Raw genomic sequence first — 14,242 nt, 5'->3', positions numbered from 1 at the left:
GGCACAGCGCCGGGAGCCGGTAGGACAGCAGTACCGGTGTCCCGCCCGTACCGGGGGACGCCCCGCAGGAGGTGACGCAGGACGGCTCGACGGTGTGCACGTGCTTCAAGACACCGGGAGCCGGTAGGACAGCAGTACGGCAGTACGAGCAGTACGCAGGACCGGCGTCCCGCCCGTCCAGGGGGCGCCGCAGCAGGACGAAGAACGCAGTAGGGCTCGACCGGCGCGCTCAGCGGCACAGCGCCGGGAGCCGGTAGGACAGCTGTGGAAGACAGTGCACGCAGGGAGATCGAGAGGAGTAGGTGCCATCAGGACCGCCCGGCGCGGAACGTTCCGCCCGGGTACCGCAGGCCCCGGTTCGGAAGAAGGTGGTCCACGGTCACACAACCGCGATCCCCGCGATCCCGTCCCAGCTCGACCTCGGGCAGCGGAAGACCGGCAGCGGCCGGTAGGTGGTATTGAACTCTCGGGCCCCGGCGCCTTTCGGCGCCGGGGCCCTCGACGTGCGTTGGGGACGAAGCGCCCGGCCCCGTCCCGGACGGCGACGGCTCTGGCGGTCGACCCCCGGGTGGGGGATTCTTGGTGGCATGTCCGCGAAGAGGTCTCCCCGGTCCCCCCGGCCCGCCGGTCCCGCCTCCGGCCCGAGCACCCCCGGGGCGGGGGAGGGCGCGGCGCGCGCGAGGCCGTTCCCCGGCCGGTGGACGGGTCCGGTCGTCGGCCTGCTCGTCGTCGGCGCGGCGCTGGGGGCCGCCCAGCTGGCCGCCGCCGCGGTCCGGTCCTCCCCTCCGGTGGTGGCGGTGGGCGACGCCGTCGTGGACCTGAGCCCCGCGTGGCTGGTGGAGACGGCGATCACGCTGTTCGGGACCGCCGACAAGGCCGTACTCCTCGCGGGCATCGCTGCCGTCCTGGCGGTGTCCGGGGGCGCGCTCGGCGCGGTGGCGCTGCGCCGGCCCCCCGTCGGCTTCGCCGGGCTGGCGGCGTTCGCCGCCGCGGGGCTGGCCGCGACGTGGCTGCGCAGGGCCGACGACCCCGGCGCGGCGCTGCCCGTGGTGTGCGCGGCCCTCGCCGGGGCCGCCGCGCTCGCGGTGCTGCTGAGGAGTACGGGCGGGGCAGGGGGGTCCTCCCCGGTGGCCGGGGCGGACGGGCGCGACGCCCCCGGGACGGGGCCCGGCGGGACCGTGGCCGCGGACGCGGCTCCCGGCACGGAGCCGGACCGGCACGCGGGCGCCGACGCCACCGGGACCGCGGCCACGGAAGCGGCCCCCGGCACGGGCACGGAAGCGGCCCCGGGCACCGGCACGGAAGCGGCCCCGGGCACCGGCACGGGGACCGCCGGGGCCGGTGAGGGCCGAGGGGACCGCCGGACCGCCGAGAACGACGGGGCCGCCGGACCGTCCGCGCCCGCCGGGGGCGACGGACCGGCGCCGACCGGTGCGGGTCGGCGGTTCGTCCTCACCGCCGCCGGGGTCCTCGCCGCCTCGGGCGCGGCGGGCACGCTCGGCCTCCGGCTCCCGGCCCTCCTCGGCGGTCCCTCCGGGCCGCCCGCCCCGACCCTGCCGGCCGCCGCCGTCCCGCTGCCCGCGCTGCCCGCCGGAACCGACCTCGGCGTCCCCGGCCTGACCCCGTTCACCACGCCCGCCGACGAGTTCTACCGCATCGACACCGCCCTCGCCGTCCCCCGGCTCGACGCCTCCCGGTGGGTGCTGAGGGTCCACGGCATGGTCGACCGGCCCTTCGAGATCGGCATGGACGAACTCCTCGGCCTGCCCCTGGTCGAGGCCGACATCACCCTGTCCTGCGTGTCCAACCCGGTCGGCGGCGACCTCGTCGGCAACACCCGCTGGCTCGGGTACCCCCTGGCCGACCTCCTGCGCCGCGCCGGCGTCCGCGCGGACGCCGACCAGATCCTCAGCACCTCCCACGACGGGTGGACCTGCGGAACGCCCACGGAGGTCGTCATGGACGGGCGCGACGCGCTCCTCGCCGTCGGCATGGACGGCCGTCCGCTCCCCCACGAGCACGGGTTCCCGGCGCGCATGGTCGTGCCCGGCCTCTTCGGCTACGTGAGCGCCACCAAGTGGGTCACCGACATCGAGCTCACCCGGTTCGCCGACAGGCAGGCCTACTGGCCGGACCGCGGCTGGGCGGAGCGGGGGCCGGTCAAGACCATGTCGCGGGTGGACGTGCCCGGCGACTTCACCCGGACCGCCGCCGGGGACGTCGTCCTGGCCGGTGTGGCCTGGTCGCAGCACACCGGGATCGACGCCGTCGAGGTCCGCGTGGACGACGGCGAGTGGTGGCAGGCCGAACTGGCCCGGGCGCCGGGAGCCGACACCTGGGTCCAGTGGGTCGCGGAGACGCGGGTCGGTCCTGGGATGCACGCGGTGGAGGTGCGCGCCACCGACTCCTCCGGACACACCCAGTCCTCCGACGAGGTGGAGACGATCCCGGACGGGGCCGAGGGGCGGCACCGCATCCGCTTCACCGCGGAGTAGCCCCAGCTCGGGACCCTCCTCGAAAAACCTCGGAAAAGTCCCCGACCGACCCATCCGCCCGGCCGCCGGTCCCGAATACCCCACGTGACCACCGAGACACGCGGGACGAGAAACCCGCCACGCGACAGGCGACGGACCGTCGTCGGGACGGCCGTGGGGCTCCTCTCGGTCGGCGCCTCACTGGGCGCCGCCGAGCTGGCCTCCGCGCTGACCCGTACCGCGTCACCGGTGGTCGCCGTCGGCGACGCCGTCGTCGACAACACGCCGCCGGCCCTGATGGAGCCGGCGATCTCGCTGTTCGGAACAGCCGACAAAGTCGTACTGCTCTCCGGCATCGCGATCGTCCTCCTCGGTGTCGGGGCCGTGCTCGGCGTCGTGGCGCTCCGGCGTCCGGCGGTCGGGTACGCAGGGTTGGCGGTGTTCGCGGCGGCGGGGATCGCCGCCGTGCTCCTGCGCCGCGCCGACGAGCCGGGGGCCGTGATCCCCGTCCTCGTCGGCGCGGCGGCAGGGGCCTCGGCCCTCGCCCTCCTCCTCCGGAGCGCGCACCGGTACCTCCGCCCCGCTGCGGCGGCCGGACCGGCAGGAGCGGGCCCGCGTGCGCCGGCGCACGCGCAGGGCGCGGAGGGCGTCCCGGTCCCGGAGGACGCGGAGAACGCCCCGGGGGCCCCGAGGGACACCCCGGAATCGCACGGCGCCGGGAGCGCGCAGGCGGCGCACACCGCCGAGCCGGGCCCCGCCCAGGGGCCCGGGAGGCGCGGCTTCGTCCTGACCGCGACGGGGGTCCTGGCCGCCTCCGGAACGGCCGGCGCCCTGGGCCGCCTGCTGTCGTCCGACCCCGGCGGCACGGGCGGGCGGTCCGCGATCGCCCTCCCCTCCGCCGCCGAACCCCTCGCCCCGCTGCCCGCCGGAACCGACCTCGGCGTGCCGGGCCTGCCTCCCTTCAGCACCCCCGTGGAGGACTTCTACCGCATCGACACCGCCCTCACCGTCCCCCGGCTCGACGCCTCCCGGTGGGTGCTGAGGGTCCACGGCATGGTCGACCGGCCCTTCGAGATCGGCATGGACGAACTCCTCGGCCTGCCCCTCGTCGAGGCCGACATCACCCTGACCTGCGTGTCCAACCCGGTCGGCGGCGACCTCGTCGGCAACACCCGCTGGCTCGGGTACCCCCTCGCCGCCCTCCTGCGCCGCGCCGGCGTCCACGCGGACGCCGACCAGATCCTCAGCACCTCCCACGACGGGTGGACCTGCGGAACGCCCACGGAGGTCGTCATGGACGGGCGCGACGCACTCCTCGCCGTCGGCATGGGAGGCGAGGCCCTGACCCCCGTCCACGGGTTCCCGGCGCGCATGGTCGTGCCCGGCCTGTACGGGTTCGTCAGCGCCACCAAGTGGGTCACCGACATCGAGCTCACCCGGTTCGCCGACAGGCAGGCCTACTGGGCCCAGCGCGGCTGGGCCGTGCGGGCGCCGGTCAAGACCATGTCGCGGGTGGACGTGCCCGCCCCTCTGGGCCGGGTCGGCTCCGGGGAGGTCGTCCTGGCCGGTGTGGCCTGGTCGCAGCACACCGGGATCGACGCCGTCGAGGTCCGCGTGGACGACGGCGAGTGGCAGACCGCCGAGCTGGCCCGGGTGCCGGGCATCGACACCTGGGTCCAGTGGGTCGCGGAGACCGCCGTCGACCCCGGGCGGCACACCGTCGAGGCGCGCGCCACCGACTCCGCCGGCCGCACCCAGCCCCCGGAGCGGGTCGACCCGATCCCGAACGGCGCCACCGGGTGGCACCGCGTCCGCTTCACCGCCGAGTGACCACGCCTCCGCTGCCCCCGGCAGCGGTTCGAGACAACCGAAGTTCACCCACTCGAAGGAGAGAACCATGATCCGCAAGAACGCTCTCACTGCCACCGCAGCCGCCGCCGTCCTCGCCTTCGGCCTGTCGGCCTGCGGCGGGATGGAGGGGGACACGGAGGCCGAGACCCCGGCCGCGGGCGGCGCCGAGGAGAGCCCCGGCGCGGAGGAGACCCAGGGCTCCGGCGGCACGCAGGAGGTCGGGGAGAACTTCGGCCCCGGCTGCGCCGACGTGCCGGCGGACGGCGACGGCAGCTTCGAGGGCATGGCCCAGGACCCCGTCGCGACGGCCGCGTCCAACAACCCCCTGCTGTCCACGCTGGTGACCGCCGTGGGCGAGGCCGACCTCGTCGACACCCTGAACTCGGCAGAGGACATCACCGTCTTCGCGCCCAGCGACGACGCCTTCGAGAAGATCCCGCAGGAGGACCTGGACGCCCTCCTCGCCGACCAGGAGCAGCTCACCGAGGTCCTGACCTACCACGTGGTCGAGGGACGCCACGCGCCCGCCGACCTGGAGGACGGCACGTTCACGTCGCTCCAGGGCGGGGACGTCATGACGGCCGGGTCCGGAGAGGACTACACGGTCGACGGCGACTCCGCCGTGGTCTGCGGCAACGTCCAGACCTCGAACGCGACCGTCTACATCGTCGACACCGTGCTCATGCCCTCCTAGGGGAAGTCCTCCGGATGCCCGCGCCGGTGTCGGCGCGTCCGGCACCGGCGCGGGCGGCCGCGGGGGAGACCTCCCGCACGGCGGTCCGCGAGGTCCGGACCGATCGTGCCCCACGCACGCGGACGCGTCGTGTGAGGATGCCCGGTGGACGCGGGCGCGGAACGATCCGGAGAACACGGCTCGGATTCCGAGCACGACGCGCCCGGGCGGCCCGGCGATGACGCCGGGCCGCCCGGGCCCGTGCGTCACGCGGTCCGGGCAGGAGCCGCAGGAACACGACCGCGTACCGACCAGGAACGAGGAGCGGATGAACGAGGAAGCCACGGCGGCCCGTGGTCCCCGCCGCGTGGAGGGGGCGGCGGCCCCCGCCCCGTCCGAACAGGGGCTCACGCGGCTGCTCCGCGATGTGGCCCGCGGCGACGAGGGCGCGTTCGGCGAGGTGTACGACCTGGTCGCTCCGGCCGTCTACGGTCTGGTGCGACGGGTCCTGAGGGACCCGGCCCAGTCCGAGGAGGTCGTGCAGGAGGTCATGGTGGAGGTGTGGCGCACCGCCTGCCGCTACGACGAGCGCCGGGGGAGCCCCCGCGCGTGGGTGATGACGCTCGCCCACCGGAGGGCCGTGGACCGGGTGCGGTCCGAGCAGGCGGCCACGGACCGGGAGGCGCGCGCGGTGGCGGCCGACACGCACCGCCCCTACGACGAGGTGGCCGAGGAGGCCACCGACCGCCTCGAACGTGAGCGGGTGCGCCGGTGCCTGGACACCCTGACCGAACTCCAGAGCCAGTCCGTGCGCCTGGCCTACTACGGCGGGTACACCTATCGTGAGGTCGCCCGTCTGCTGTCCACGCCGCTGGGCACCGTGAAGACGCGGATGCGCGACGGGCTGATCCGGCTGCGCGACTGCCTGGGGGTGGAGTGGTGAGCAGGAGACTGGGCCAGGACCTGCACACGCTCTCGGGCGCCTATGCCCTCGGCGCGCTGTCGCCGGGCGAGAGCGTCCGGTTCGAGGACCATCTGGCCGACTGCGACTCGTGCGTGCAGGAGGTGCGGGGCTTCGCCGAGACGACGGCCCTGCTGGGCTCCGCCGCGGCGCTCACTCCCCCGGCGGAGCTGCGCCGGCTCGTGCTGGAGGAGGTGGCGAGGACCCGCCAGCTCGCGCCGCCGCCCGAACCCCTGCCCGGGCCTCGCCGCAACCGGTGGAACCGGGGCACCGGACTGGTGCTCGCCGCGTGCCTGGTGCTCGTGGTCGCCCTGGGGGCGGTGGCCGTCGACCAGGTCCGCGAGGTGGAGCGCCTGCGCCAGAACGAGCGGCAGATCGCCGCCGTCCTGTCGGACCCGGCCGCCGACCACACCACGGCCGAGCCCATGGAGGGCGTGTCCGTGACCGTCGTGCACTCGGAGGCCAGCGGGCAGCTGGTGTTCAGCGCGCACGGCCTGGAGCGGCTGGAGGACGAGGACTACCAGCTCTGGCTGACCCGCCCCGACGGCACCGTCTCGTCGGCGGGGGTCCTGTCGGTGGACGAGGCCGGGTTCGTGCTGCCGGTGCTGGCGACCCCGGAGGACGGGGCCGCCGACGGCGTGGCGGTCACGGTCGAGCCGGAGGGCGGCTCCGAACAGCCGACCTCGGACCCGCTGATGGCGATGCCCTTCGAGGGCTGACCGGGGACGGAAGAGCCGTGGGGACTGCTCCGGAGGGCGGCCGACGGGCGTGCGGAGGGACCGGCGGGGGCTCCCGCGGGGGCGGGGCCCGCCCGGACCCGCCGTCCTCCGGCCGAACCCGGGCCCGGGCCCCGGGCGCGTCGCGCCCGGGGCGGTCCGCGCGGCCCCCGCCGCCCGCAACCGCCCCGGGCGCGGGCGGCGGCCGCCGCATCAGGTCCCGGCCAGCTCCTCCGGGCGCGGCAGGTCCCGCATCACCGGCGAGAGGGTGAACAGGGCGGCGAGCGCCGACAGGCCCGCCATCGCCAGGAACACCCAGGTCGGCCCCGCGCGGTCGAAGACGACCCCGATCCCCAGGATGCCGACCGGCTGGGAGACCAGCGCCATGAACATGACCGCTCCCAGCACCCTGCCCTGATAGCCGTCGCCGACCGACGCGGCCACGTAGCCGTAGAACAGGGCGTTCACGCACGGAACGACGGCGAACACGAGACCCAGCAGCACCCCGAGCGCCACCGCGTTCGGCGCGACCGCCAGCCCGAGGGCGCACAGCGGAGCCGACCAGGCCGCGACGAGAAACGTGGAGGAGGGCCGTACCCGTCTGAGGACCGCACCGGCGGCGAGGGCGCCGACCAGCCCGCCCGATCCCGCCAGGGACACGGTCAGGCCGATCTGCACGTGGTCCGCGCCCTGTGCCTCCGCGGTCGCGATGAGCGCGAGGAACGCCCCCGACTGCGAGAAGGCCAGGTTGAAACCGACGATCCACAGGATCATCGGGCGCAGGATCGGGTCCGCCGCCAGCAGGGCGAACCCGCCGACCGTGCCGCGCAGGGTCCAGCGTTCGCGCGCCGGGGCGCGGCACGCCTGCATCGGGCGGCGGATGAACAGCACCAGTGCCGCCGACACCAGGTAGGCGAGGGCCTCCGTCACGAAGGGCAGGGCGCGGCCCAGGCTGAAGAGCGACCCGGCGATGGGCGCGCCCAGGGCCGTGGTGGTGGAGAAGCGGATCTGGTTCTGGGCGGCGGCCCCGGACACCTGCGAGGCCGGGACCAGCTGCTTGACGGAGGCCATGGCGACCGGGTTGGAGACGCCCATCATCGCCGACGAGCCGACCGCGACCGCCACGATGACGGGGAACGTCACCTTCCCCGTGAACAGCAGGAGCGCGAACAGGGCGAGCAGCGCCAGGCGTCCGAGGTCGCAGAACAGCAGGACGGCCCTGCGGTCGGCCCGGTCCGCGAGCACGCCCCCGGCCACGGCGGCGACCATGGCGGTGGCCACCTGCGCCGATCCGATGACGCCCGCCTGCGTGGCCGAGCCGGCGAGGAAGAGGACGAGGAGCGGATAGGCGACCTCGCCGCTCTCCTTGCCGAGCCCGGCGAAGAACCGGCTGGCCCAGAGCGTCTGGAAGTCGTGGTTCCGGATGAGCGGCCGGACCTCCTGCGCGCCGCCCACCGGGGGGACCGGGTCGGGGGGCGGGGGTCGGTGCTCCCGATCCGCTGTCATCGCGGCCGGGGGACCCGATCACGGGCCGGTGGGGACGGCCTGTCGAGGGGTGGGCTTGTCATGACGTCATTATGCGCGTCCTGCCCGCCTCGGCGGGGTTCGTCGTCTCCGTCCCGCACCCCGGCGGACCGACCGGAGGACCCACTCCGCCGACGGCGTGCGCCCGGCCTCCCGGACCTGCGCGAACGCCCGACAAGGACCACGCCGGCCCACCCCTCGCCCCTCTGACCGGGGACAACCTCCCGGACCGCCCGAACCCGCCCTCAGGGGACGCGACCCGGCCGGGACCGGCGGGAGGCCGGGAACACGGCCGCGGCCGGGGGGAACAGGGCCGGAACGGCTTCCCGGTGCACGTGCACCGGTTGGCCGGGTCCGGCCAACCGGGCCTTTCCCGGCTCCGGGTCCGCCCCCCGGCGCGCCGCCCGCGCGTGCGGCGGTCAGCCGGGGCCGCGGTCAGCCGGGGCGGCCGCGGCCGCCTCGATGGTCCACGGCGTGCGCTCGACGTAGGCGACGACGAACGCCACCGCCAGCGACCCGCCGGCGACCAGTGCGTACGAGGCGGTCCAGCCCCCGGTCAGTTCACGCAGCAGCCCGAACAGCAGAGGGCCTCCCAGGGCCAGCCCGCTGCCCGCGCCCTGCACGAACCCGGACAGGGCCGCCGAGCCCCGCGCGGTGGTGCTGCGCGCGTTGATCATCGTCATGGTCACCACGAACAGGCTGGTGCCCAGGCCCAGGCAGACCGCCCACAGCGGCGCCAGCTGCGGCGCCGCCGCCACCCCCAGGTAGCCGACCGCGTAGCCGGTGAGGCCGAGCGCCACGATCGGGAAGGTGTTCGCGGCACGCAGGGTGAGGGTCGGCGCGACCAGCCCGAACAGCAGGCTGGAGCCCACCATCAGGGACACCATGGCCCCGGCCGCGGCCGGGGAGTGGCCCGCTCCGGTCAGCAGCGCGGGCAGCCAGGTGAACAGGGTGAAGACGTTCCAGGTGACCATGCCGAACAGCAGGGCCATCCGCCAGGCCGTGCCGACCCTCCAGATCGGGCGGGCCGGTCCGGCGCCGGCGGCGCCCTCCGGGCCCGCGCCGCCGGGCGGGACGGCGCCCGACCGGCGCACGGAGGCGGCGGCCGGGGCGTCCCGGCGCGCCCGGCTCCGCTGGAGCGCCCACAGCAGGGCGGCCGCCAGGGCGGGCACCGACCAGGCTCCCAGGGCGAAGCGCCAGCCCATCGTCTCGGCGAGGGGGACGGCGACCAGCGGGGGGAACAGGGCTCCCGCGTGGATGGCGACCATCTGGACCGTGCTCAGGGCCGCCAGGCGGTCGGGGAAGTACTGCTTGATCAGCGGCGGGAGCACGACGTTGCCCAGCGCCGCGCCGGTGAGGGCGATGCCGGTGAGGACCAGCAGGGTCCCGGTGTCGGGGGCGAGGGCGCGCACGACCTGTCCCGCCCCGGTCAGGAGCATGCTCAGAGCGGCGGTGGCCTCCGGCCCCAGTCGGCGCATGATCGCGGGTGTGATCAGGCCGAACACCGCGAAGGCGATCAGGGGCAGGGTGCCGAACACGCCGACGACGACGGCGGTGAACCCGAACTCCTCCCCCACCGTGGCGAGCAGGGGGGACAGCGAGGTGACCACCAGGCGCAGGTTGAGCGCCGCGCAGATGATCGCGATGAGGGCCAGGGTGCGGCCACGGGTCCGCGGACGCGCCGACGGTCGGTCGGCGACGGCAGCGACGGAGGAAGGTCTCACGGTACGGACGTCCCTTGTGTTCTGCGGTGGCGCGTCCTCGCGCCAGAGCTGGGCCGAACGGCGGGGCGACGGTGCCTGCTCCGGAAGGATCACTTCCTCGGCGAGCCAAATACGACCTTTTCCCTCAAATGTTAATCATAGAGCGGGGCCTTGCACAACATTCCGTATTTAATACGGCTACAATGCACCCATGCCTGATCTTGACGAACTTGATACGGCGATTCTGGCCGAACTCCAGTCAGACGCACGAAAAACCAACCGGGACGTGGCCGCAGCGGTCGGCGCCTCCCCCACGACGACCCTCGACCGGACCCGCGCGCTGCGGGAGAAGGGTGTGATCCGCGGCTCGATCCTGGACGTGGACCTGGAGAAGATCGGCCGCCCGGTGCAGGCGCTCATCACCGTGAGCGTCGTGAAGCCCTCGCGCCACAACATCGAGGCCTTCCGGGACTGGGTCCGCTCCCTGCCGGACACCCTGTCCGTGTTCGTCACCTCGGGCAGCGAGGACTTCCTGGTCCATGTGGCCCTGCCGGACAACAACAGCCTGTACGCGTTCGTCATCGACAAGCTGACGGAGAGACCCGAGGTCGCGGACGTGCGCGCCTCGATCGTCTACGAGCACCTGCGCAACGACCGCATCGCGCCGACCACGACGCGCACCCGGCGGCGCTGACCCGGACGCGCCGGCCGGGCCCTCCGCCCGCGTTTCCGGGAGGGCCCCGCCGGAACGGCGCGCCGGGGGTCCACGGCCCGGGGCCGCTCCCGCGGCGACCGCGGCCCCGACCCCTCGGACCTCCGTCCGCCGCGGACGCCCCGGAGCTCCCCGCAGGGCCAGCACGAACAGCGGGGGAACGCCCACGTATCGTGTCAGGTGTGACACGAGTCTCATCCGACCCCGCGCCCGGGTCCGCCGACGTCCACGCGGTCTGGCGGGACCTGGGACTCCCGGGGCTCATCGACGTCCACACGCACTTCATGCCGCACAACGTGCTGCGCAAGGTGCGGAACCACTTCGACGCCCTCGGAGACCAGTGGCCCCTCGCCTACCGGGGGGACGAGCACGAGTGCCTCGCCCTGCTCAGGGGGTTCGGCGTCCGGCACTTCACGGCGCTCTCGTACCCGCACCGGCCCGACATGGCCGTGTGGCTCAACGGCTGGGCGGGCGGCTTCGCGGACGACAACCCCGACTGCCTGCGCAGCGCCACCTTCTACCCCGAACCCGGCGCCGGCGAGTACGTGGCCGCCGCCGTCGAGGCCGGCGCCCTCGTGTTCAAGGCCCACCTCCAGGTCGGCGGCTACGACCCGCGCGACCCCCTGCTCTCCGACGTCTGGGGGAACCTCGCCGACGCCGGGACGCCGGTGGTGGTCCACTGCGGTTCCGGCCCCGAGCCGGGCCGCTTCACCGGGCCGGGCCCCTTCTCCGAGGTCCTGAGCGCGCACCCACGGCTGACCGCCGTCATCGCGCACGCCGGGGCGCCGGAGTACGTCGAGTTCCTGGACCTCGCCGAGACGTACGGCCGCGTCCACCTCGACACCACGATGGTGTTCACCGACTTCGCCGAGGCCCGGGCGCCGTTCCCCCCCGACGCCCTCCCCCGCCTGGCGGACCTGGGCGAGCGCGTCCTGCTGGGCACCGACTTCCCGAACATCCCCTACCCCTACGCCGAGCAGCTCCACGCCCTGACCCGCCTCGGCCTGGGCCCGGACTGGCTGCGGGCCGTCCTCCACGGCAACGCGGCACGGCTGTTCGGACTGTGACCGCCCGGAGCCCGGGAACCGCCGCGGACACGGGCCCGCCGCGGACACGGACCGGCTCAGACACAGAAGGAAGGCACCATGGAACTCGCACTGACCCCCCTGGAGTTCGCGCGCCGGACGCGCAGACTGCACCCGGACCGCGAGGCGGTCGTCGACCGGGGCCTCCGGCTGACCTACGAGGAGTTCTTCGACCGGTGCGACCGGTGGTCGTCGGTCCTCCAGGGCATGGGGGTGGCCAAGGGCGACCGGGTCGCGTACATCTCCCCCAACACCCACGCGCAGCTGGAGTCCTTCTACGCGGTGCCGCAGCTCGGTGCGGTCCTGGTCCCGGTGAACTTCCGCCTGTCCGCCGACGACTTCGCCTACATCGTCGACCACTCCGGGGCGAAGGTCCTGTGCGTGCACGCCGACCAGCTCGACGCCGTCGACGCCGTCCGCGACCGGCTCCCGGGCGTGGAGCGGTTCGTGGCGCTGGAGGGGGCCCGGCCCGGCTGGGAGGACTACGAGGCCCTGGTCGAGCAGGCCTCCCCCGAGTTCGACCGCCCGGCCGTCGAGGAGACCGACGTCCTGACCGTCAACTACACGAGCGGTACCACCGCGCGCCCCAAGGGCGTGATGATCACCCACCGCAACGCGTACATGAACTCGGTGGGCACCCTGCTCCACCTGCGGATGGACGTCGGCGACCGGTACCTGTGGACCCTGCCGATGTTCCACGCGAACGGCTGGACCTACACGTGGACGGTGACGGCCGCGTCCGCCACCCACGTGTGCCTGCCCGCGATGGACCCGGCCACCGTGTACGACCTGATCCGCGACGAGGGCGTCACCTGGCTGTGCGCGGCGCCCACCGTGCTGATCATGCTGGCCAACACGCCCGAAGGCGTGCGCGGCGAGGTCCCGCCCGGGGTGCACGTGGTCACCGCCGGGGCCTCCCCGGCCGCCGACACGATCGAGCGCCTGGAAGACGGCTTCGACTGGACCGTCACCCACGTCTACGGGCTGACGGAGACCGCGCCGTTCATCACCGTGTGCGAGCCCCGGGCGGAGCACGAGGGGCTGTCCGTCCGCGACCGCGCCGCCGTCAAGGCCCGCCAGGGGGTCGAGCTGCTCACCTCCGGCGAGCTGCGCGTGGTGGACGCCGCCGGCCGGGAGGTCCCCTGGGACGGTACGACCGTCGGGGAGATCACCGTGCGCGGGAACGTGGTCATGAAGGGCTACTACGACGACCCCGAGGCCACCGAGGAGGCCATGGGCGACGGCTGGTTCCACACCGGGGACGCCGCGGTCACCCACCCGGACGGGTACGTGGAGATCCAGGACCGGATCAAGGACGTCATCATCTCCGGCGGCGAGAACATCTCGTCCGTCGAGGTGGAAGGGGTCCTGCTGCGGCACCCGGCGGTGCTGGAGGCCGCGGTCGTCGGGGTGCCGCACGAGCGCTGGGGCGAGACGCCGAGGGCGTCCGTGGTGCTGCGCGAGGGCGCCGCGGCCACGGAGGAGGAGCTGATCGGCTTCGCCCGCGACAACCTGGCCCACTTCAAGGCGCCCACGCAGGTGGAGTTCCTCGACCAGCTCCCCAAGACCGCCACCGGCAAGATCCGGAAGTTCGTCCTGCGCGGCGGGGCGTCCGCCGTGTCACGGCAGTAGTCGGCGGAGCGGGCCCGGCGTCCCCCGGCCGGGGCCGTCCGGGCCCGCCGGGGGCCCTCCGGCGGGACGGCTCACGCCGACGGACCGAGGACCATGAACCCGGCGCCGAAGGGGTCCGCGCAGTTCGCGACCCGCCCCACGCCCGGTGAGTCCTCCGGCTCCGTGTACACCTGTCCGCCCGCGTCGGCCGCCCGTTCCGCGGCGGCGTCGCAGTCGTCCACACGGAACACGGGGTTCCAGAGCGCGGTGCCCGCGTCGTCGGACAGCCGGGACCTGTCGACGGGCAGGATCCCGCCGTGGGCGGCCTCCTCCCCCGTCCCCTCCGGCCCGGCGAGCGTGTACTCATGGGTCCCGGCCAGAGTGAAGGGGTGGAAGGACCAGCCGAAGAGCCCGCCGTAGAAGGAGCGCGCCCCCGCCCCGTCCGGCGACCACAGTTCGAGCCAGCACAGTGAGCCCGGGCGGTCCGCGACGTCGAACCCGGCGAACCTCCCCTCCTGCCAGACGGCGAAGTGGCCGCCCCGCGGGTCCAGGAAGTGGGCCATCCACCCGAGTCCCATGACGTCCAGCGGCTCGACGAGCACGGTGCCGCCCAGCCCGCGTACCGCCCTGGCGGCGGCCCCCGCGTCCGGGACGGAGAAGTAGGCGGTCCACGCGGGCTGCTCGCCCTCCTCCATCAGCGGGCCGATCCCGCCGACGTCCTCCCCGTCCAGGCGGGCGAACCGGTAACCGCCCGTGTGCGGTCCCGCCGAGGTGTCGGTCCACCCGAACATCCGCCGGTAGAAGGCGGCGGCCGCGTCGACGTCCGGTGTGCCCAGCTCCAGCCAACAGGGCGCGCCGGGCGTGAAGTCGGTGGTGATCATGGCAGTGGCCTCCGTGTTCCTTCCGGCCGCGGTCCTCGCCGGGGCCCGGCC

The 14,242-nt window shown here is 74.8% G+C and carries 11 protein-coding genes; 8 read left to right on the top strand and 3 right to left on the bottom strand.

The genetic code is table 11. The features are described from left to right. The first annotated feature begins 587 nt into the window (after positions 1-587). From ACIRPH_RS16415 to ACIRPH_RS16395, 5 genes are all read left to right on the top strand, one after another. Positions 588-2,495, top strand: coding sequence for a molybdopterin-dependent oxidoreductase (locus ACIRPH_RS16415; protein ID WP_402914950.1), 1,908 nt, complete (start codon positions 588-590; stop codon positions 2,493-2,495). 75 nt (positions 2,496-2,570) lie between these two features. After that, entirely contained in the window at positions 2,571-4,304 is a 1,734-nt protein-coding gene (locus tag ACIRPH_RS16410; protein WP_402915992.1) for a molybdopterin-dependent oxidoreductase, read from the top strand. A gap of 67 nt (positions 4,305-4,371) precedes the next feature. After that, the gene (locus tag ACIRPH_RS16405; RefSeq protein WP_402914948.1) at positions 4,372-5,019 is read left to right on the top strand and encodes a fasciclin domain-containing protein; all 648 of its coding nucleotides are present in this window, start codon (positions 4,372-4,374) and stop codon (positions 5,017-5,019) included. A 307-nt stretch (positions 5,020-5,326) separates the two neighbouring features. After that, positions 5,327-5,941, top strand: coding sequence for an ECF RNA polymerase sigma factor SigK (gene sigK, locus ACIRPH_RS16400; protein WP_402914945.1), 615 nt, complete (start codon positions 5,327-5,329; stop codon positions 5,939-5,941). Further along, on the top strand, positions 5,938-6,678 hold the full coding sequence (locus ACIRPH_RS16395; RefSeq protein ID WP_402914942.1) for an anti-sigma factor domain-containing protein: 741 nt from the start codon (positions 5,938-5,940) through the stop codon (positions 6,676-6,678). The genes sigK and ACIRPH_RS16395 overlap by 4 nt, the downstream gene beginning before the upstream one ends. Positions 6,679-6,888: 210 nt before the next feature. Here ACIRPH_RS16395 and ACIRPH_RS16390 read toward each other — a convergent pair whose 3' ends face one another. Both ACIRPH_RS16390 and ACIRPH_RS16385 read right to left on the bottom strand, forming a co-directional pair. Beyond that, positions 6,889-8,181 (bottom strand): MFS transporter, encoded by a 1,293-nt coding sequence (locus ACIRPH_RS16390; protein WP_402914940.1) that lies wholly within the window; start codon positions 8,179-8,181, stop codon positions 6,889-6,891. 437 nt (positions 8,182-8,618) lie between these two features. Beyond that, entirely contained in the window at positions 8,619-9,923 is a 1,305-nt protein-coding gene (locus tag ACIRPH_RS16385; protein WP_402914937.1) for a CynX/NimT family MFS transporter, read from the bottom strand. Between the two features lie 190 nt (positions 9,924-10,113). Between ACIRPH_RS16385 and ACIRPH_RS16380 the strand changes: the two genes are divergently transcribed. The 3 genes from ACIRPH_RS16380 (at position 10,114) to ACIRPH_RS16370 (ending at position 13,331) form a co-directional block, all read left to right on the top strand. Next, entirely contained in the window at positions 10,114-10,596 is a 483-nt protein-coding gene (locus ACIRPH_RS16380; protein WP_402914935.1) for an Lrp/AsnC family transcriptional regulator, read from the top strand. A gap of 200 nt (positions 10,597-10,796) precedes the next feature. Then, complete coding sequence (locus ACIRPH_RS16375; RefSeq protein WP_402914932.1) at positions 10,797-11,681, top strand: amidohydrolase family protein; 885 nt, start codon at positions 10,797-10,799, stop codon at positions 11,679-11,681. Positions 11,682-11,759: 78 nt separating this feature from the next. Continuing rightward, positions 11,760-13,331: a long-chain-fatty-acid--CoA ligase gene (locus tag ACIRPH_RS16370; RefSeq protein WP_402914930.1), complete on the top strand. Its 1,572-nt coding sequence runs from the start codon at positions 11,760-11,762 to the stop codon at positions 13,329-13,331. A 71-nt stretch (positions 13,332-13,402) separates the two neighbouring features. Here the strand turns inward: ACIRPH_RS16370 and ACIRPH_RS16365 are convergent, their stop codons facing one another. Then, on the bottom strand, positions 13,403-14,191 hold the full coding sequence (locus ACIRPH_RS16365; RefSeq protein WP_402914927.1) for a VOC family protein: 789 nt from the start codon (positions 14,189-14,191) through the stop codon (positions 13,403-13,405). Positions 14,192-14,242: the final 51 nt, after the last annotated feature.

The sequence above is a fragment of the Nocardiopsis sp. NPDC101807 genome (assembly GCF_044766605.1).
GTDB lineage: Bacteria > Actinomycetota > Actinomycetes > Streptosporangiales > Streptosporangiaceae > Nocardiopsis > Nocardiopsis tropica.
The sequence above is the reverse complement of the archived record's forward strand: the minus strand, read 5'-3'. Positions and strand labels throughout refer to the sequence as shown.